Annotated in this window: 17 protein-coding genes and 1 pseudogene; 15 read left to right on the plus strand and 3 right to left on the minus strand. The window is 35.9% G+C overall.

Features of this window, described 5'->3' with window-relative positions; genetic code table 11:
* Positions 1 to 84: 84 nt before the first annotated feature.
* Positions 85 to 831: a MurR/RpiR family transcriptional regulator gene (locus IGJ95_RS00135; RefSeq protein ID WP_438761209.1), complete on the minus strand. Its 747-nt coding sequence runs from the start codon at positions 829 to 831 to the stop codon at positions 85 to 87.
* Between the two features lie 87 nt (positions 832 to 918).
* Complete coding sequence (locus IGJ95_RS00140) at positions 919 to 1236, minus strand: MazG nucleotide pyrophosphohydrolase domain-containing protein (protein WP_153830003.1); 318 nt, start codon at positions 1234 to 1236, stop codon at positions 919 to 921.
* A gap of 68 nt (positions 1237 to 1304) precedes the next feature.
* Here IGJ95_RS00140 and IGJ95_RS00145 point away from each other — a divergent pair.
* Together IGJ95_RS00145 and IGJ95_RS00150 are read left to right on the plus strand one after the other, a co-directional pair.
* Positions 1305 to 1867, plus strand: a pseudogene (locus IGJ95_RS00145) (TIGR00730 family Rossman fold protein).
* Between the two features lie 448 nt (positions 1868 to 2315).
* Entirely contained in the window at positions 2316 to 3143 is an 828-nt protein-coding gene (locus IGJ95_RS00150) for a class I SAM-dependent methyltransferase (RefSeq protein WP_096081292.1), read from the plus strand.
* A 121-nt stretch (positions 3144 to 3264) separates the two neighbouring features.
* On the opposite strand, the gene IGJ95_RS00155 is transcribed toward IGJ95_RS00150, so the two are convergent.
* Positions 3265 to 4860, minus strand: coding sequence for an ATP-binding cassette domain-containing protein (locus IGJ95_RS00155; protein ID WP_010734530.1), 1596 nt, complete (start codon positions 4858 to 4860; stop codon positions 3265 to 3267).
* A 648-nt stretch (positions 4861 to 5508) separates the two neighbouring features.
* Here IGJ95_RS00155 and IGJ95_RS00160 point away from each other — a divergent pair.
* The 13 genes from IGJ95_RS00160 (at position 5509) to IGJ95_RS00220 (ending at position 19658) form a co-directional block, all read left to right on the plus strand.
* Positions 5509 to 6579: a radical SAM/SPASM domain-containing protein gene (locus IGJ95_RS00160; protein WP_010734529.1), complete on the plus strand. Its 1071-nt coding sequence runs from the start codon at positions 5509 to 5511 to the stop codon at positions 6577 to 6579.
* A 17-nt stretch (positions 6580 to 6596) separates the two neighbouring features.
* Positions 6597 to 6860, plus strand: coding sequence for a hypothetical protein (locus IGJ95_RS00165; protein WP_010734528.1), 264 nt, complete (start codon positions 6597 to 6599; stop codon positions 6858 to 6860).
* A 695-nt stretch (positions 6861 to 7555) separates the two neighbouring features.
* Positions 7556 to 8299, plus strand: a complete 744-nt coding sequence (locus tag IGJ95_RS00170) for an ATP-binding cassette domain-containing protein (protein ID WP_010734527.1) — start codon at positions 7556 to 7558, stop codon at positions 8297 to 8299.
* Entirely contained in the window at positions 8274 to 8945 is a 672-nt protein-coding gene (locus IGJ95_RS00175; protein WP_023518871.1) for a methionine ABC transporter permease, read from the plus strand. The genes IGJ95_RS00170 and IGJ95_RS00175 overlap by 26 nt, the downstream gene beginning before the upstream one ends.
* 10 nt (positions 8946 to 8955) lie before the next feature.
* Positions 8956 to 9771 carry a MetQ/NlpA family ABC transporter substrate-binding protein gene (locus tag IGJ95_RS00180; protein ID WP_010734525.1) on the plus strand — a complete coding sequence of 272 codons (816 nt, stop codon included), beginning with the start codon at positions 8956 to 8958 and terminating at the stop codon, positions 9769 to 9771.
* A gap of 356 nt (positions 9772 to 10127) precedes the next feature.
* Entirely contained in the window at positions 10128 to 11294 is a 1167-nt protein-coding gene (locus IGJ95_RS00185) for a carbohydrate binding domain-containing protein (RefSeq protein ID WP_153830002.1), read from the plus strand.
* Positions 11295 to 11850: 556 nt separating this feature from the next.
* Entirely contained in the window at positions 11851 to 12024 is a 174-nt protein-coding gene (locus IGJ95_RS00190) for a hypothetical protein (RefSeq protein ID WP_153830001.1), read from the plus strand.
* Between the two features lie 565 nt (positions 12025 to 12589).
* Positions 12590 to 13168 carry a recombinase family protein gene (locus IGJ95_RS00195; protein WP_010734523.1) on the plus strand — a complete coding sequence of 193 codons (579 nt, stop codon included), beginning with the start codon at positions 12590 to 12592 and terminating at the stop codon, positions 13166 to 13168.
* Between the two features lie 290 nt (positions 13169 to 13458).
* Positions 13459 to 13821: an LPXTG cell wall anchor domain-containing protein gene (locus IGJ95_RS00200; protein ID WP_023518874.1), complete on the plus strand. Its 363-nt coding sequence runs from the start codon at positions 13459 to 13461 to the stop codon at positions 13819 to 13821.
* 11 nt (positions 13822 to 13832) lie between these two features.
* Positions 13833 to 14624, plus strand: coding sequence for a WxL domain-containing protein (locus IGJ95_RS00205; RefSeq protein WP_153830000.1), 792 nt, complete (start codon positions 13833 to 13835; stop codon positions 14622 to 14624).
* Positions 14625 to 14725: 101 nt separating this feature from the next.
* Positions 14726 to 15781: a DUF916 and DUF3324 domain-containing protein gene (locus IGJ95_RS00210; protein ID WP_153829999.1), complete on the plus strand. Its 1056-nt coding sequence runs from the start codon at positions 14726 to 14728 to the stop codon at positions 15779 to 15781.
* A 1-nt stretch (position 15782) separates the two neighbouring features.
* Positions 15783 to 18785 carry a WxL domain-containing protein gene (locus tag IGJ95_RS00215; RefSeq protein ID WP_438761212.1) on the plus strand — a complete coding sequence of 1001 codons (3003 nt, stop codon included), beginning with the start codon at positions 15783 to 15785 and terminating at the stop codon, positions 18783 to 18785.
* A 402-nt stretch (positions 18786 to 19187) separates the two neighbouring features.
* Entirely contained in the window at positions 19188 to 19658 is a 471-nt protein-coding gene (locus IGJ95_RS00220) for a TspO/MBR family protein (protein WP_010734518.1), read from the plus strand.
* Positions 19659 to 19772 lie beyond the last annotated feature (114 nt).

Raw genomic sequence — 19772 nt, forward strand, 5'->3', positions numbered from 1 at the left:
AGCGCATTCTTATTTAGGATAAAAATTTGGAACAATGAAAATTATTTCGTGGTAGGAACATAGTGTTCCAAATTGAGTGGTGAATCATTCATCCTCTAAATAACCGATCAGTGTTTCAAGGATCGCCATGGAAGGTAGCTGACTAGTCAAATCAAGAAAGATGTCTTTCCGTTCTTCTTTAATGGCATAGCCAATTGAGTAATCACACAATTGGGCCAATGAACTTTCTTTATGAGCGGTAATACAATACTTATGCACGCTATCCGCATGAGCTAAACCTGAAATTACTTCGATCAGTTCTTTTGTTTCACCTGAAACACTCAAAAAGACTAACGCATTTTTTTGATCTGGACGCAAAAAGCTACGAATCGGATAAGTCAGTTCATCTAAGCTAATACAAAAGTAACCAATATTCGCTAATTTTCGTGCCACATATTGCGCTAATGCTCCCGAAGCCCCCATGCCCATAAATAGGATAAAATCAGCTTGACGCAATGTTTTTGCCATTTTTTTGATTTGATATTCAATATCGGGATGAAAAATCGTCATGTTCAACTGATTGATTCGTTCTTCTAACATTAATTGCTTGTCATCTGTTTCATAATGGGCTTTTTCCAAATGATTTTTAATATAAAAACGAAATTCCGGAAATGAATCAAAGCCGACTTTTTGGATAAAACGAAAGACAGAAGTTGACGAAACATGCGCATCCGTCGCAATATCTCGTACCCGCATATAAGGTATTTTCTCAAGGTTATTAACGATAAAGCGGTAAATCTCTTGTTCAACGGCAGACAATTTATTTAAGTTAAGACTTTCAAAGATAGCCATGTGTTTACCTCAAGATTCTTTTTCTTTAGAGTATAGCACGATGGAAAGGGTTTTTCTAAAAAAATTGGAAATGGCATCGTGAGAAGACTACATATTGAACCGCTTCTCTAGTTTTTGTTTGTGGTGATGAATGATTTCTTCGAAGGATAGGTCATATTTATCAGCAAGAATCAGAACATTATCTAAGACATCACCCAATTCCTCCATCAGATTTTCGTTGTAAAAATCAATTGTTTGTATAGATTCATCCGGACGATCACGACCGATTTCGAGACTTCGAACCGCTCTTGAAACTTCGCCAACTTCTTCAGTTAAAAAGCCGATACGGATAAATGGATCGTAGTCGTACCACTTTCTTTTTTTATAAAAATCAACCACCCAGTCGTTGTATTCTTTTATGTTCATGTTGAGGTTAACCACCTTTCAATTATATAATAGCATAAGCTGAAAAAAAATTGGAAGGGGTTTCGGAAATGAAGATTGCAGTCTATTGCGGAGCAAGTAAAGGGAATTCTCCAGAATTTGAACGAGTAACGAGAAGCTTAGGTGAGTGGATCGGGAAGAATGAGTATCAGTTGGTTTATGGTGGTGGAAACGCTGGTTTGAAGGGGATTATTGCTGATTCAGTACTAGGATCTGGAGGGAAAGTGACAGGTATCATGCCTGACTTTTTGGCAAAACGAGAACTAGCAAAAAAGATGGCACCTCTTTGATGATCGTGTCGTAGATGCACGAACGGAAACAAAAAATGATTGAATTATCAGATGTCTATATTGCGTTACCAGGTGGCCCAGGAACCATCGAAGAAATTACTGAAGTAATCTCTTGGGGGAGGATCGGGCAACATGTCAATCCGTGCGTGTTAATGAATTACAAAGAATTTTTTGATCCTTTAAAGCAGCAGTATCAAGCCATGGTCAATCAAGGCTTTTTAACAAGAGAAGACTTCGATAAAATTTTGTTTGCGGATGCGCTGACAGAAATTCAACCTTTTGTAGATCAGTATATCCCGCCTAAAATCAGGGAGTATAAATAAAATCAATTACATGAATGCTCCTCTTTCACAACGACTAAAATAGTTGGCTGCGCCATCAAGGAATATTTCTCCCGTTTAGAAAAAATTACTTTGATGTCCCATTATTTTATAGGTATGCTTCTTTTACGATCGTTTTATATTTACCAGAGAAAAATTGACAATTACTGGTATGTCCTATAGAATGAAACTACAAATTTAACAGAAAAAGGTGATGAATCCGGCATATCAGATGTTATATAATCAGTAACATGGGTATGACTGGAAGCGAGTAAATAAAATCAATTCAATAGGTAAAAAATTTAGCTGAGACACAGCTTTATTTAGCGTACCTATGTATTTGATTTTATTTTACTCGCATCTTCGCCTTATGCAGGGAAGCCGTAGAGTAAAATCTACGGCTTTTTTCTTTTGTTCAAATTTATAAAAAAAAATGAGGAGATGGAAAACAATGATTGAAACACTTTTAAACAAACCAACACTTTATCAACAAACGAAAGGCGCATTTTGGGATGATCGTCACATCTCAAAACAAATGTTACAAGCACATCTTGACCCTGAATTTGAAGGCGCAAGTCGAAAAGCTGGGTTTATTGATGAATCTATTCGTTGGATCAATACAGTAATTCCGCCGAAAACCTATCCAACGTTATTAGATATTGGCTGTGGTCCGGGAATCTATGCAGAAAAATTTAGTCGATTAGGGTATGAAGTAACGGGGCTTGATTTTTCTAAGCGTTCGATAGCATATGCCAAAAAATCTGCGGAAGACCAACAGTTACCGATTACGTACGATTATGCAGATTATCTGACAATGGATCTAGATAAACAATACGATAGCATCACAATGATCTATTGTGACTTTGGAGCGTTATCAGCGAGTGATAGAAAAAGATTATTAGAAAAGATTTATCAGCATCTAAAACCGACAGGGAAAGTTTTATTGGATGTTTTTTCGATGGCAAGTTATCAGTCATTTGAAGAAAAGCGAGTTTGGGATACTTGTCCAGACGGAGGATTCTGGACAGATGAACCTCATGTAGCATTACAATATAATACAAAATACAACGAACGTGTAACTTTAGAACAAACGACGATCCTTACCGATCATGAAAACAAAAATTATTATCTATGGATGACGTATTTCACAAAAGAAACTCTGCAAAAAGAAATGGAAGCTGCTGGTTTTGTTGTTAGTGGGTTTTACGGGGATGTAAAAGGAAGTCCTTATGATGAGAACTCGCCGACACTAGCAGTAGTGTTAGAAAAGAAAGAATAACAATTTTACTATTAGTCCAAAAGGAAAATATCTAGCATAGATAAAAGCAGGAATCCACAAAAGTCGTTCATCGGATTTTTGTGGATTCTTACTTGTTTTTTGAAGAGGACGGAGGATAGATCTATACAATCGTTTCTACACGAGAAGAGATTTGAATGAACTTATTGGCAAAATTTTTATTTTCCTTGTCATGAGAGGTGAATAAAATGATTTTATTTTGTCTTACGTTCATGAGTGTGTCAAAGATGGCATCCGCAGAGTCTTTGTCGATACTACTCGTACTTTCATCTAGAATCCATATCCTACTGTCTTGGAGTATCATACGGGCAATGAACACGCGTTGTTTTTCGCCCCCCGACAGGTTTGCGCCATTATCAATGATTAAAGAATCCCAGTCTTTGTTTTTAAAAATCGGAGCAAGAAGTGTTGAATTTCTCAGCGCTTCTTTTTTTTCTTCTGAAATCGGTTGACCAAGAGTGATATTGTATTCAAGTGTATTTGAAAAGAGCAAAGTTGTTTGAGAAAGATAAGTGATTTGTTCTCTGACTTGCTTCCCATTCAACTGATCAAGAGGGAAGTCGTTGATATAGATACCATTACTTGCATAAAAGCTCAAGATGGCTTTTATCAGCGTCGATTTTCCAGAACCTGAAGGGCCTTCGATATAACAAATATCTCCTAAATTCAGTGTTTCAGTCAATGACAAATGGATTCTTTTCGCATTTAATGCCATCGTGATTTGCGGATCGGTAAATTTGATGCTAGTGATTGGATCAATTGGTGTGCCGGATAAATCTTCTTGATGTAGTTCTAAGTTTTCTTGAACAAATTGTTGGTTTGCCACGACTGTTCGATAATCGACATTGATTTTGGATAAGTCAGAAAGGGAAGTGAAGAAAACGGGCATTAATATACTAACTACCATCATATTATTTAACTGGAGCTGTTGGTTATACACCAAGTAGCTGATCGTTATAAAAATAATATTTTGAGAAAGTTGGTTGATGAATGAGACAGTATAACTAGTGATTTGAGCAAATTTATTTGTTGCTGCCAAACTTGTGTACATTTTTTTGAGTGTTTTTGAAGTTAGTTGTTTGACAGTATCAAAGCTAGGTAACATTTTAAATTGTTCTGGATTACCCAAGAGCAAAATCAAATCTTTTTGAGCATTGGCATTTTCGTCTTGCATCGTTTTGATTCTTTGATTGAGTGTTTTATTGATAAAAAGATAAGAGAAGATGTTAATAGGGATCAAAAGAAGCGTAATCAGGAAAATAGTTGCATCGAGGGTTAAAAATATACCTAACACGATAAGAATAGAGATGGCTGATTTCAGTACTAAAAAGAAGCTGGTCGTCATAAACATATAGGAGGTATCTACAATTCTGAAAATTCGAGTGACTAGATTACCAGATTCTAAATTGATATATTTCTCAAATTTCAAAGTATATATTTTGGCTAACAAATCGGAAATTGAGTTCAAATTGAATTTTTTTGCAAAATTTTCTCGGTAAATGATCAAACAAACCTGAAAAAGATAAGAGAGTGTCATGGCACCAATTATTAGGAAGATAATAGGAAAAATAGTGGTTGACTGATAACTATTGATACTATTAAGGATGAAGGGAGCAATCAAGGTGGTTAGTACGGTTACTAAAACTAATAACATAGATATAAATAGATATATGTAGCCTTTCTTTGAAAAAAAATTCATTTTCCATTACACTCCTTAAGTACGTGGTTGACAAATCATTATAAAGAATATTATACTTTTATTAGGAAAAAATGGAAAGGTTATTTTTCTCTTTTTTTCATAAATTTGTGAGTGTGTAAAGACAGAAAAATTAGGTAGTTACTTAACAGAATTTATGTTGTTTCGTATGCTCATGCTGATTTTTTGATATGGTTTGAAAACGTAAAGGAGGAATAGTAATGTTCAAAAAACCTGACTTGAAAAGAATTACAGGTACATACGCAGTTCCATGCAACTGTGGGATTATTGCTGGTCAAGGATCGTAAATAGAGATGAGACGATGACAACATGTCTTACCTCAAGAAATAAGCTGAAGATTACGGAAATTGTTCATGCGATTTTTGTGACTTTCAGCTTGTTTTTTGAAAGGGGTTTCAAATGTTTGCTACTTATTTTTGGTGCAGAAAGTAGGCGCTCCCTTCGGTTTACCCTGCGAAAATGAACTTGTGGTTTAAAAAATGAGGTGATTTTATCCGAATCAAAGAGAATCTTCATGCCTATCGATTCAATGAACAATTTATTGTACATAATGTCCTACGTAGTACATGGATATTAGTTGATCAAGAAGAATTAAACAAAATAAAAAAGCAAGATTACAAACATCTACCAATGGCAACCCAGAAAAAGATGGATCTGTTTCAAATCCTTTTAGAAGACCCGATTGAAGTAGAAAAAACGGAGCATGGAATACCAGAGACAGCTTATTTGGTTATGACCCATCAATGTAATTTGAAGTGTGTTTACTGCTATGCAGAAGCCAGTCCTGAAAAGGAATATGAGGATAGTTTAAATTTTGTCGAATGGATCGACGTTCTCAATCAATTGAAGGATTGCGGTGTAAAGAAAATTATCTTTACTGGCGGTGAGGTTGGGTTAAGTAAGGATGCGCTAAAATATATCGATTATGCCAAAAAAATTGGTCTAACTATTGGTTTGATCACGAATGGGACTTTAGTGCGGAATGCAAAAGATGCAGCGTTTCTAGCTGAAAGATGTGCTTCGATCACCATCAGCTTAGATTCGATCGATCAAGTTGCAAATGATAAAAATAGAGGGAAAGGCTGCTATCGCATAGCAATGAGAGGGATTCAAAATCTATTAGACTCGAATTATCCAAATATTGCAGTCAATACGATCATTACCAATAATAATTTCAATAATATTGACGAAACGGTGGAATTTTTAAAGAAGAATAACATCAATTATAAATTAGGCGGATTCAGTGAACTAGGACGTGCAAAAATGGCAGAGATTTCTTTAACTGATAGTGAGAGAACGGAAATCGAGTTAAAACAAAAGAACAAAAATCGTTCACCATTTTTAAAACCTTTCACCATCAAAGAATCCTGTGGACTTGGCGTTGGAGAATTTGCAATCAATCCTGTTGGTGATATATTTGCCTGTAAACTGTTAGAAACTGCTGACTACAAACTGGGAAATATTAGAGAAAAGCAACTTAGCGAGGTTTTTGGCGAAGAGAATATTGCTTTTATTCGCTCTCAAAGCATCAATCATTTAACAAAATGTAATGATTGTTCATTCCGTTACTTATGCGGTGGAGGATGTCGTGCACATCATTATTATGCAACCAATGATACCCAAGGTGTAGACGAAGCAGAGTGTAATTTGATCAAGGAAATCCTAAAGCATCAAATGGTTCGTAGCTGTACAAATGAATAACGAAAAGAGTGGAAGACATGAAACTCAATGAGCACATCACTTATGAAAAAATGGGTAATGACTTATACATCATGGTCGAGGATGAACGTTATGTTTTAGACAATGACGTAGCAATTGATATATTTAATTTGTTAAAGGCTGAATCGACGAAAGAAAACATAAAAGCCTTTGTGCGAGACAAGTATCGTTTAGATCAAGAATTTACAGATGATGAAAAAGATAGTTATGTAGAGGAATTTTTGACCGTACTTAAAATTAATGGAATTATGATTGGATCTTGAAGATCGTTGAATCTAGCAAAATAAGCAGCAACCGATCAAATTTGATGGGTTGCTGCTTATTTTTTCGAGAGGAGACCGATTTGTTCTACTCTCGTTTTTAGTGATGCTGAAAGTAGCACGCCATTGACACGTATGGACGAAAAGTACTAAAAACTACTTCCCCAAACAATTTTTAGTCCCGATTGTTTCATCCACAATAATTGTATTCAGGATAGCAGTCCTTCGTTCGTTTATCAATAATCTAATTTTTGATACAATATAAGATAACGAACCAATCTATATTGTATTACTGAGCTATCCATTATCCAAAGTATAACATCTTTTTCCTTCCGCTCTATTTATTATTTTTTCTCATATTAAAAAAATAGTATACTAAATCAATTTGTTTTTAGATTTGATAAATTATTGAGTTCACTCATAAAAAAATATATTTCAATCTCAAGATAGACTGGTCGAAAATGAATAACCAAGCTATCTTTTCTAAAACTACTAGTACAGAAATCAAAACAGTGTATATTTATCTGTGAGTAAAAAAGTTGCTTTTTCCGTTCTTTTAATGGATTATAAAAATAGATGTTTTTGTACTTTATTTACTCTTTTAAAAATTCAGATAAATCTTTTATTAGCAATAAAATTAATACAGTTTTTTTCTTTGTGTTATTCTTTTAATTGCATGTATAGACTGGAGGAAAAATGTGATCGAGCTAGTAAATGTGTCGAAGCAGTATGAAAAGACCAAGTCGTTGCATAAGATTAGTTTTACTGTAAAACAAGGGGAAGTGATCGGGATCGTTGGGAAAAGTGGTTCTGGGAAATCGACCTTGTTACGTTTATTGAATTTGATGGAAACGCCTACTGAAGGCACAATCAAACTAAATGGTGTAGATGTTCAGTCATTATCAAAAAAAGAGCGCCGGCAGCAACAACAAAAAATAGGCATGATTTTTCAACATCATAACCTACTTGAAAATTTACGTGTTTATGAAAATGTTGCATTACCATTGAAGTTACAAAGGAAAAAAGAGCCTAAAAAAATCAATGATCTACTCGATTTTGTTGGCATGAGTCATAAAGCAGAAAGCTATCCAGTCAAACTTTCTGGCGGAGAAAGACAACGGGTTTCTATTGCAAGAGCGTTAAGTAGAGATCCGCATTTGTTACTTTGTGATGAAGCAACGAGTTCTTTAGATGAAGAAAATACAGAAAGTGTGGTTCGCTTATTACATAAAACACATGCCGAGTTTCAACCGACTATTTTTTTTGTTAGTCATGAACTGGAAACGGTCAAACGCTTATGTAAACGGATCTTAGTCATGGAAAATGGGCATCTGATCGGTGAATTGATGAATGACCCAAAACAGTACGAGGAAGAGGAACTAACTTATTTTGAAAAAATAAAAAGGAGTTTGACTGATGAACTTGCCCACAGCATTGATTGAATATTGGCCGTCTCTAATCAATAGTTTGAAAGAAACGGGCATCATGATGGCGATTTCCATGTTCGTTTGTGTGTTGGGAGGTTTGCCAGTAGGATTAGGTCTATATTTGACAAATCCCAAGGTCAGAGGGACACACCCTTGGTTATACTGGTTACTCAACTTCATTGTGACAGTCGTTCGCTCGTTTCCTTATCTTTTATTAGTGATTGCGTTGATCCCAGTGACGCGATCAATTTTAGGAAAGGCCTTTGGACCTGTTCCTTCATCTATACCACTTAGTATTGTAGCAGTCGCGATTTTTGCTCGTTTAGTGGAGCAAGTGTTGTTAGATGTCCCTGAAGAGATCTATGCCTTATCGAATTCTTTAGGCGCTTCCAGATTTCAATACATCTGGCACTTCTTATTTGTTGAAGCGCGAAGCGGCTTAGTGTTGGCTTATACTACGACAACAGTTAGTATGATCTCTTATTCCACCGTCATGGGTGTCGTAGGTGGTGGCGGAATCGGTGATTTTGCTGTCCGTGTCGGCTATCAACGGTATGAGTATGGTGTCATGTATGTTGCTATTGTGATCATGATCGCTTTGGTCTTCTTTTTACAAATGTTTGGAAATTTTGTTGCACAATCATTAGATAAACGAAAGTAGGAAAAAAGTTATGAAAAAGTTTTATTTATTTGCGTTTGCTTTAGTTGGAGTTCTAGTTTTAGCGGCTTGTGGTGGAAGCAATGAAACCGCAGAAAGTAAAAAAGAAATCACTGTAGCGGTTCAATTGGAATCCTCAAAAGATATTCTAGAAATTGCCAAAAAAGAAGTAGAAAAATCAGGCTACACGATCAATATCATGGAAGTCAGTGATAATGTTGCTTATAATGATGCCGTCCAACATAAGGAAGCAGATGCAAACTTTGCGCAACACGAACCCTTTATGGAACGATTCAATCAAGAAAAAGACGCTGATTTAGTAGCTGTCCAACCAATCTATTATTTTGCCGGCGGATTTTATTCAAAAGAATATGATGATGTTAATGATTTGCCAGAAAATGCAAAAGTCGGTATTCCGAGTGATCCAACAAATGAAGGTCGTGCGCTAGCGATTTTGAATGAGAATGAGATCATTCAATTGAAAGATGGAGTTGGTTTTGATGGTACAGTCGCAGATATTATAGAGAATCCTAAAAATCTTACCTTTGAAAGTATTGATCTTTTGAATCTAGTAAAAGCTTATGATGAAAGTGATATTGCGATGGTCTTTTGTTATCCAGCATATTTGGAACCAGCAAACTTGACGACAGAAGATGCCTTGTTACTTGAAGACGAAGCAGCAAGTAAACATTATGCGTTGCAATTAGTTACTCGAGAGGAAGAAAAAGATAGCGAGAAAATCAAGGTGTTGAAAGAAGCGATGACTACACCAGAAGTCGCTGACTACATCAAAAATAATTCAAAAGGCTCAAATATCCCAGCTTTTTAAACAACGTGCTCACCATAACGAAAAATGTTGTGAGTGATATCTTTAGGTGTTATGTTTTGATAGATTGATTTTCTTGGATAAAATAAAAAAATACAGCCATGTGCTGTATTTTTTTATTTTATCCAAGAAAAGGAATAATTGAAATCATTCGATAAACTTAGTGGACTGTTGATTTTTTGCGGTTATTATCCATTACTTTTTTTTTGTTCATCGTTATGTTTCCATAAAAATATTTTTCCAGAAAAAAGTGTTTTCTTATTGAGATATTTATCAGTTATTCTTTTTAAAGAGCGAGATAGATTATGTTTTATGATTTACTGTATAACGAACTATCCGCTATCAATAAGGAGCTTGAGATGAAAAAAAACAACTTGAAAAAAATTGCAGCAACAAGCATGTTACTTCTTTCGTTAGGAGGACCAGTCGTGACATCTGCGGCAAGTCAATCAACAGGTGATTCGGCGAATATCAGTAATCAGGTAGAAGAACAGTTGACGATCAAAAACGGTGATTTCAATGAGGGTTTGAACCATTGGATCGTTTCTAGTCCAGGTACACAGAATCCAACAATCGAAGAGTTAAGCGGGAATAAATATGCAGTTGCTACTTATGGAGAAAACATTCATCAATATTTGGCACTGAAACCAAACACGACCTATACATTTGGCTATGATGTAGCAGGTAGTGCTGATTTTCCAGCAAAAGTTGAATTTGGTACGATGAATCATGATGAAGGTTTTATTTCGTTAGAAGAAACATCACACAACAATGAAAACTGGACACGTAGAGAATTTACATTTACTACACCTGAAACAGACAATACATACATTATTCGTTTCTCTTCAACAGGAAATGGCTGGGCGAAATTTGACAATATTCAAGTAGAACCAGAAAAAACAGAAACGAGTTTATTGACTGTAGGAACACAAGATCGTGAAGCTTATGCGTATTTAAATCTAGATGCAGAACGTTTCAACAGTTCAGAACGATTGATGGTCTATGTGGATGGTCGTTATCATTTTGAAACCTATAAAGGTAAAGCTTACTATTCATTTACAAGCAAAACCGATGAAGGTACTCAAGTACGTCGTAGCATTTCCGGTGTCAAAGGACAAGTAATCGAAGTCTATACCGCACCAAATTCACCTGGTCACAGCTCAACAGGCAAGCGCTTGTTAGAATCGATCACATTAGAAGAAGATTTAGCAGTGGACACTTCTTTATTAGAACATGCGGTGAAGAATATTCAATTATCAGGAAACAGATTAGACGTTGATTTTGATCGTGCAAGTTTCGAAGGGAACAACCGAATGATCATTCGTAAAAATGGTGCCTATGTCGCAGAAATCCATAAAGGCAAAGTTTATTATGCATCGGTACGTGAAAGAGCAGAGGACAGAGTAAAAGTTAGTAAAACAATTGATTATAAAGCTGGCGATGTAATCTCAGTTGAATTAAGCAGTGGAACACCTGGTGGTTCATCGAATTCGTTGCAAGTATTAGCAACGTATGAAGTAGAATAAATCGATCATAAGAAAAAAGATCAAAAACTTAAAAAGTTTTTGATCTTTTTTTTTGATACGATAAACGGTATTATGTCTCAAGGAGCTAATCCATTGCCTGATAAATCCCCTAGAATATCTTGGTTTTGATGTTTTTTCTTTTAAGAAAAAACATGTTGCAATAGTATACAAATAGTATTTATCAATACAAACGAGATGGGAAAGAAAAAATGAAATTAGTGTAAAATTTTTATTAGGTGCAGCGGCATGTGCAAGTTTCGGCTTATTCTCCGGAGGTAATGATGTAGATGCAGGTACTGTATCAGCTAATGGTGGAATTGACTATAGAGAACTATTTGATAACAGAGAAATAAAAATTAAAAGTGTAGATGATCCTTCTTATGCTCTCACGTGGATATGGGAGACAAATTGGGATGAAGTTAAAATGACTAAGGATACTGAACATGATAGACGAAAATGAATCTTGAAGTATGATGATGCGTCAGGTACCCACATAGTTCAAAGTAAACTACCTTATGTAAATGTTAATGGGATTCAATATGGAAATTTACATTCTTTGTCCGGTTGTGATCAAAATAGTGATAGACTGGTAGGAGCGAGACCATTAGCTAATCCAATTGAAGGACGACAATGGAAAATTCGTCATATGATGACAGATCCACAAAAAGGGGATGCCTATCGATTGATCAATAATCATGAACAGCGAGTATTAAGCCACAGAGGACTTTAATTTGGAGGTAGAAATATTGAGTTACTCAAGAATTTACTAATGCTTCATACCAATACTTTATTATTGAATAAACTAAATCCTTTGGGCCTTTGTATCTTTTCTGATTATGACGATTGTACAAAATGAGGTCTTTTTTCAACTATACGACTTATCAAATGATATTCCAGTTTCCTCAGGAGCTAGAGATGCTTGGAAGCTTTAACAGGTAGAAAAAAACGATTACGAAGATTTGATATCTGAAAAGTACTTTGATTTCAAAAAAGCTAAAGTCGAATTCGAGGAATCGATGCTAATTTAAAGTTAATCAATCGAAGTAGAAGTAAACTTCGATTGATTATTTTTTGTTCTGAATTGATTTTGGCAAACTAAGCCCTAGATCAAGGAAAATATTCATGGTAATTTAGAAAGTTATGATAACCATAAGCGACTCGTTGCATGCTTTTTTTATTACAGTAGTCATTTTTACAGTTAAGTCATTGTATAATTGGCTCTACTCATATCTATTCTATAAATATATTATTGATAATTATGAGTTTTTTATTAGATAACTTATTGGAGGAATTATATGACTAGAAAAATTTACGGCTATGCTCGAGTTTCAACTAAACAACAAGATCTTTCGCGACAGTTAGATTTATTAGAAACTTATCATTGCGAAAAAATATATACTGAAAAAATCAGTGGTGTCCGTGCAAGTCGTCCAGAACTAAATAAACTAAAAAAACGTGTAAAGACCGGTGATCAAATAGTCATTGAAAGCTTCTCACGATTTGGACGTAGCACAAAAGATTTAATTAACCTTGTTTATTTTTTTGAAAAAAAAGGAGTTAAAATAATCAGTATAAAAGAAAATTTTGATACTCAAACTCCTCAGGGAAAATTAATGATCACTGTTTTCCAAGCTTTTAGTCAATTTGAACGAGATATTATTGTTGAAAGGACCCTTGAAGGATTAAACTCTGCACGTGCAAGAGGTAAGGTTGGTGGCCGGCCAAAGGTAGATCAAGACGTTCTTCAAGAATCACTCTCATTACACCTTACAAAAGGATTATCTGTCTCAGAAGTTTGTAAAAAAACTGGGATTAAACAATCAACTTTTTATCGCTATTTAAAACTAGAGAGGAATCTTTCTGAATTGAGTTAGTTCTTATGGCCCAGTATTTTTTAAGTGACCAAAGAAATATATCACTTTATTTGGAAAAATATTTCTGGTATAGTATGATGTAAGTATAAGTCATGTATAATAGTTATTGGCTTAACTTTTAATTCTCAAAAACCTTCGTTTTTAGTAATTTAAATTCGTTATTTATCATTATAAATAGGGAACCTAATCTAATCACTTTTTCAAGACATCTGATGGTATCAGATGTCTTTTTTTTGTGCTGTCCTTAAAACGAAGATTTTTGAGACATCTAAGAATATAGGAGGAGGGGTATGAAACACTTAAAAAGATGCATATTAAGTATAGGTGTAGTATTGATTCAAGTTTATGCACCACTAGTTGTTCATGGGACAGAAGTACACTCGGTGGAAACTGAAGGAACAATTGGTTTTACTGGGGTATATGAAACACCAGGAATACCAGAGCCAGCACCAGAAGTTGAGGTAAAACCAAGCTTTCCCAAAGAAATTGTTCAATCACCATCAGAAGTGCGAAAGAGTGAACATAAAAAATTACCTCAAACGAACGAGAGTCAGATGAGTGCTTGGAAAATATTGGGCATTCTGATCATCGTAGTCATACTTGGCTTTTGGTTTTGGAAAAAACAAAAAGAAAAAAACAATCAAAGAAAGTAGGATTTAAATATATGAAATTCGTTAGATTAGCAACCATTGCAACATTATCAACTACTATTTTCGCCGGAGGAGCGATTTCTGCGTTTGCCGACGAGACTCGTCAAGTGACGACCAACGGAAATATCGAATTTACACCTAGTACAGACGAACCAGAAATCGTTGTTCCACCATTAGAAGAACCAGATGTAGAGATTGAACCAGAAGTACCCGGAACCACGGGTCCTTTGTCAATTGTAAAGGCTGCGACAATGAATTTTGGTTCACAAGTGATTTCAAATCAAGATCAAACGTACAATATGATTGCAGAAAGACAACAGAAGACCGGGACGACTGGTGAGGAAAATAAAGTTCCTTTTGCCAGTTTTGCACAAGTTTCTGATACTAGAGGAAGCAATGCAGGCTGGGATTTGAAAGTCAGTCTAAGTGACTTTCAAGCGGGAAATACGCAAAACGCTATCTTGAGAGGAGCCAAAGTCACTTTAAAGGATCCACAAATTCGATACATGGGGAACAATCAAGAGTTAGCTCCAGCTGCACATGCAAATACTTTGGAATTGGAGCCTAATAGTGGCGCAGTTTCAGTTATGACCGCTGAGTCAAGTAAAGGAGCAGGGCGTTCATCTGTTGTTTGGGGAAATCAACCAGACTTAGATGCCCAATTTGAGGCAGATCCAAGTGCAACTGTGACAAACAATGCCATTCAATTATTTGTACCTGGCGCGTCAGCCAAAGACGCGACCACCTATACCTCAACATTGACATGGGAATTAACGACTACACCAGGTAGCGATGTAGGAGCCTAATAGATTGGTGTATCTAATGATGGATTAGGGTCATGACTAAAGTAGCGTTACATAATATGTAGCGCTGCTTTTTTGAATGAAACATCGAAGGAGTGTGTTTGATGATAAAAAGTACGATATATCAAATAAAGAGGAGGATTCAATGGAGTGGACGATTACTTATTATGTTAGCGTTTTTGTTCTCTCCAATTCTTGTTTCTGCAGAAGAAAATTTAAGTTTTTATGTCACACCAGAGTTTCCAGAGAGTCAAGTAGAAGGAAGTGGCCGTTACTTCGACCTTAACAGTGAACCTGGAAGTACAGAGGAATTGACACTGAAAATTCAAAATGCTAATGATCAAGCAAAGACGATTGAAATCACGGCTCATACGGCATTTACTAATGTCCAAGGAGTGGTGGAATATGGTAAAGATGCCGAAAAAGCAGACCCAACCTTACCCTATTCTTTGGCAGACTTAATTGAACCCCCAGTCCCTATTGAGCTTGCAGGAAACGAAACAAAGACTGTCAAAGTAATGCTAAACATGCCTAAAGAAGCTTTTTCAGGGTTTTTAGCGGGAGGCTTAAGAATTGCAGAGGTGAAAGAAAAGCCACAGGAAACAGAAACAAGTGGAGAAGGAGTGGCGATCAAAAATGAATTTGCCTATGTCATAGGTGTAGTGGTGAGTAATGATCGCTCTGCCGTAAAACCTGATTTAGATTTATTGGATGTCTTTGCCGATCAACTCAACTATCGCAATGTTATCAGTGCGAACTTACAGAACTTTACACCTACCTTTGTCAATCATTTAGAAGTAGAAGCAACGGTACAAAAAGAAGGGGAGAACGATATTCTCTATCGAGCTAAGCAAGAACAGATGCAAATGGCACCTAATTCTAATTTCAACTTCCCCATCTCTTTAGAAGGGGATCGCTTTCGAAGTGGCGACTACGTGTTGAAAATGACGGCACGTTCAGGAGAAGAGGAATGGCAATGGGAACGGAAATTTACCATTGAAGCAGATACAGCCCGAGCATTGAATCAGCAAGATGTCACAATTGATACGAGTATTAATTGGTGGCTCGTTGCCGCGGTCATCCTGATTCTTTTCTTATTGTTGATTATTGTTTGGTTACTTATTAAGAAGCAAAGAGCTAAAAATAAGGAGGACCAGTGAGATGAAAATTAAAAAAGTCTTGGTCGTGGCAAGTGTTAGTCTTCTTTGTTTCCCTTTGCTCTTTTTCTCAGTGATTTCAACGAGTATGCCTGTGTTTGCCATTGAGAATTCTGTGGAACTATCGAGAGAATCAGAATTGATGGATCCACTGACCAATACAACAGAAACAAAAGCGCCCATTTTTTCATTCGAAGAAAATCAAGAGCCATCTATAGCAAATAAACAGTTTCAATTAGTCGTACGTTCCAGTCAAGATGTTTCCGAGTTTGTGTTGAATCTCCCAGAGGGAGTCAGTATCGTAGAAGACAAATCTGCTGATAGTAAGTTCACTAATATAGAAGGAGGCCAGTGGCAAGTACGGACGAATTCTCCACAAATGATCTTTTCCATTCCACTAGTTGTAGAAAAAGCAGGAGCCTATGAGATAGCTGTCGGAGAATCAAAAATGACGCTTAACATTCAATCAGAGGAGAGTCAACAACCCAGTGAACAAGAAGTCACTTCCTCGGAAGAAAAAGAAACAGCGAAGACCGAAGAATCAACAGTCGAAGAAGAAGCGAGTGTATCAAGTGATGAAAAATCATCAACCACAGATACTTCGCAAAATGATCCAGAACAAGTAACAGAAAGCGCTCGGTCAACAAAAGAAGCGAGTGTTCAAGATGTGGCGAATTGGGAAGAGTTTATCCGTGCATTTGTAGATCCGTCAATAACAACGATTAATGTTGTTTCTGATTTTCAAACACCAGATAATCCTCGACTCAATCTAACGGATATTACAACAGGTGGAACGAATAATCCTAATGGTGGGACAGCATTTGTTTATCTTAATGTAGCTAATATCTCTAGAAATCTAACGGTCGAAGGAAATGGCCATCAAATTGATTTTCGCGCAATCACTTTATGTTTTAACAATATTACGGCTAATTCTTCAACTCCTTGGAATATCGCGTTAAAAGATTTAGAGATATACCACGGAAACTATTATGGACCGTTGACTTTCAATGATTTGAACGTGACGAATCAAACTGCTAGTCAGATCACTTACCATAATATTACGAACTACGGAAATCAACTGATTCATTCACCTTACAGTAGTATTAAAATCTCAGGTAAATCAAGTAGTAAACAAGTATCAGAGTATACTTCCTCTTTTGGTACGTGGCGCATCAATGCACTAGATCAAACGAATATCTATGCTTCAAATTTAACGATAGTTGAAGGTGCTGAGGTTGAATTAGAAACAATTAGCGCAGGTAATTTAGATTTAGGAGGAGTAGTACACCCCAATAACAACTTTAGAATGGAAAAAAATTCATCTTTAAATGCTGTATCAAAAGGAAATGCTGGCGAAGCTGATGGAACAAGTTTACTCGTTCGAAGAGGCAGTGTTGAAATAGATGAGGGTGCAAAGCTGAACTTAGTACCACAAAATCTAAGATCAGCAATTTCTTTACGTACTGCGAACTCATCGCTCAGAATAAAAGAAAAAGGCGTCCTTACCATCGATTCTCAAGGAACAAAGGCGAATGCTAATGGTGCCCTATATAATATTATTTGGATGGCGGCAGGAAGTAATCTACTAGTAGAAAGCGGGAGTACACTGAATATTTTTGCTACTGAAATGGCTGCCTCACCATCGAATCTTTTACATGTTAATGGGAATGCCACGGTATCCATCGGCAAAGATGCCACCTTGAATATAAAAAGTGACAGCACCTCAAATGATCAAAATTTGATGTACTTCGCTTCTGCTGGGTCAACTTTTGAATTTTCTGATGCTCAAGAAGTCAATTTGGAACGAACTGGAACGATTGCCGGAACGTCGACCGCCAACGGATTGATTAATATCGCAGGAAGTACCGGTCTATTAGATATCGATGTCCAATCAGTGAAACAATGGGCAAGAGGAAATTTTGAAGAGATACCTGATCATTCATGGACACCTATCTTCAATTTGAATCTACGCTATACAGGAATTGTACCTAGGATTAACGATGATATTTCTTCTATTCCACAAGAAACAGCGGATAGTTTTAAACAATATTTCACTACGCAAAATGTCCAACGGGTTTTATTTGAAAAAATTCCAGATGTCGAAGTCACGATTGATCCGTTAACAGAAGATCCGAAGGAAGTGAATTCTCATACGATTACTGGAAAGGCGAATCCTAATAGTGTGATCCGCTTCTCAGGAGATCCGGCGATTCCTGCAGGCTCTATTCCTTCGCCTGATATTTCTGAAAGTGAAAAGTATCATACAACGGCGGATGAAAATGGGGATTATCGCTATGAATTACCGGAAGATCGACGATTCACTGCTGGAAATACCGTGACAGCCTATGCTTTTTTGAATGGGAAAAATGATACCGCTAGTACAATGGTAGAGGAAAAAATTGTGGTGGCACCTGTGGATCCATTAGATCCTGAAACGGAAGTTGAACCGGAGAATAAACCAGAAATTCCAGAAGATCAAGGACGTTTGAGTCTAGATTTTGTGTCCCGATTTAACTTTGAGACACAAAAAATATCTGTTAGTGATAAAACGTATTACGCCCAACCACAACGGTTATTAAATGAAGATGGAACGGTTAACGAGACGGAAGAACGTCCAAACTATGTGCAGATCAGTGACCGTCGTGCCGCCAATGAGCGCAATGGATGGCAAATATCGGTTACTCAGAACGGACAATTCCGTAATGAAAGCGGACATGAATTGATTGGGTCTGAAATCCAGTTATTCAATCAAGAACTAGTGACTGCACAAGGCGGGACTAAACCTGAACTACAGGAAGAACCTGTACAAAGAATCGTACCAAATACAAGGAAAGTACTCATACAAGCAAACGGAGAATCTGGTACAGGAACGTGGATCTATCGTTTTGGGGATCAACAAACGGCAGATAAAAGTGTCAGTCTCTATGTCCCTGGAGGGACAAATCCAGAAGCAACTAGTTATTCGACCAAGCTGACATGGGAATTAAGTGCAGTTCCTGGTAATTAAAGGAAAGAGAATCGTTCTCTTTCCTTTCTTTGTATAGGAGTAAATTCAGGGAAACTCGTTTTAGTTTGTTTAGAAGGTTCAAGTTTGAACTTACATAAATCATCAATATATATAATTTATCCTTAGTAGGATAATTCATATTTAATGAATAAAATTTTGAGTAAAATACGATTATGCTCTAAAAAGAACACTTTATGAAAAAAATAACTTATCCTTTTATATTCATATTATAATTTTCTTAAAGAAAGGAATGAAGGATATGAAGAGAATAAAGTAAATATTGTGAATAAGTTAAAAGAAATATATATCATTTAACCGCTGAAGTTTCTACTCAATAAAGATAAGATGATGAAAAAAAGTTGATAGAAAGTGATTAAATAATAGAAAGGAATTTTCTCAAACATGAATTATTTAAAAGATTATCGTTTATGGTTATGTCTTGTAGGAATCGTTGGGTTAGGATTTTTATCAAGTATTTTTAGTGGCAACCCAGGAGACTATTATTATTCTTTACAGTTACCGCCATTTGCACCGCCTAGCTGGATATTCGGACCGATGTGGACCCTTCTATATATTATGATGGGAGGCGCGTTGTATTTAATAATCAATCTACCTTCTACAAAAATGAAGGGCAGATTATTAATCCTATTTGCGATTCAGTTTATTTGTAATTTTTTATGGACGATATTATTCTTTAATTTGAAGAATAGCTTTATTGCAGCTATTGATATCAGCTTACTTTTAGTTTTCTTAACGATTTTACTCTATCAATTGTGGATGAATAGTCGGAAAGCTATGCTATTGATGATTCCCTATTATCTATGGGTAATATTTGCTACTATATTAAATTATTCAATTTATTTTTTGAATTAATTCACGTGGAAATATATCAATATTAGTCTCTAAATAATAAAATTTTTTATTGAATAAAGTATCTTTTGTTGAAATTACTAATACCACACAGACTGAACGATCACTTCAGTTTGT

This window comes from Enterococcus sp. AZ156 (assembly GCF_051714165.1).
GTDB lineage: Bacteria > Bacillota > Bacilli > Lactobacillales > Enterococcaceae > Enterococcus_B > Enterococcus_B pernyi.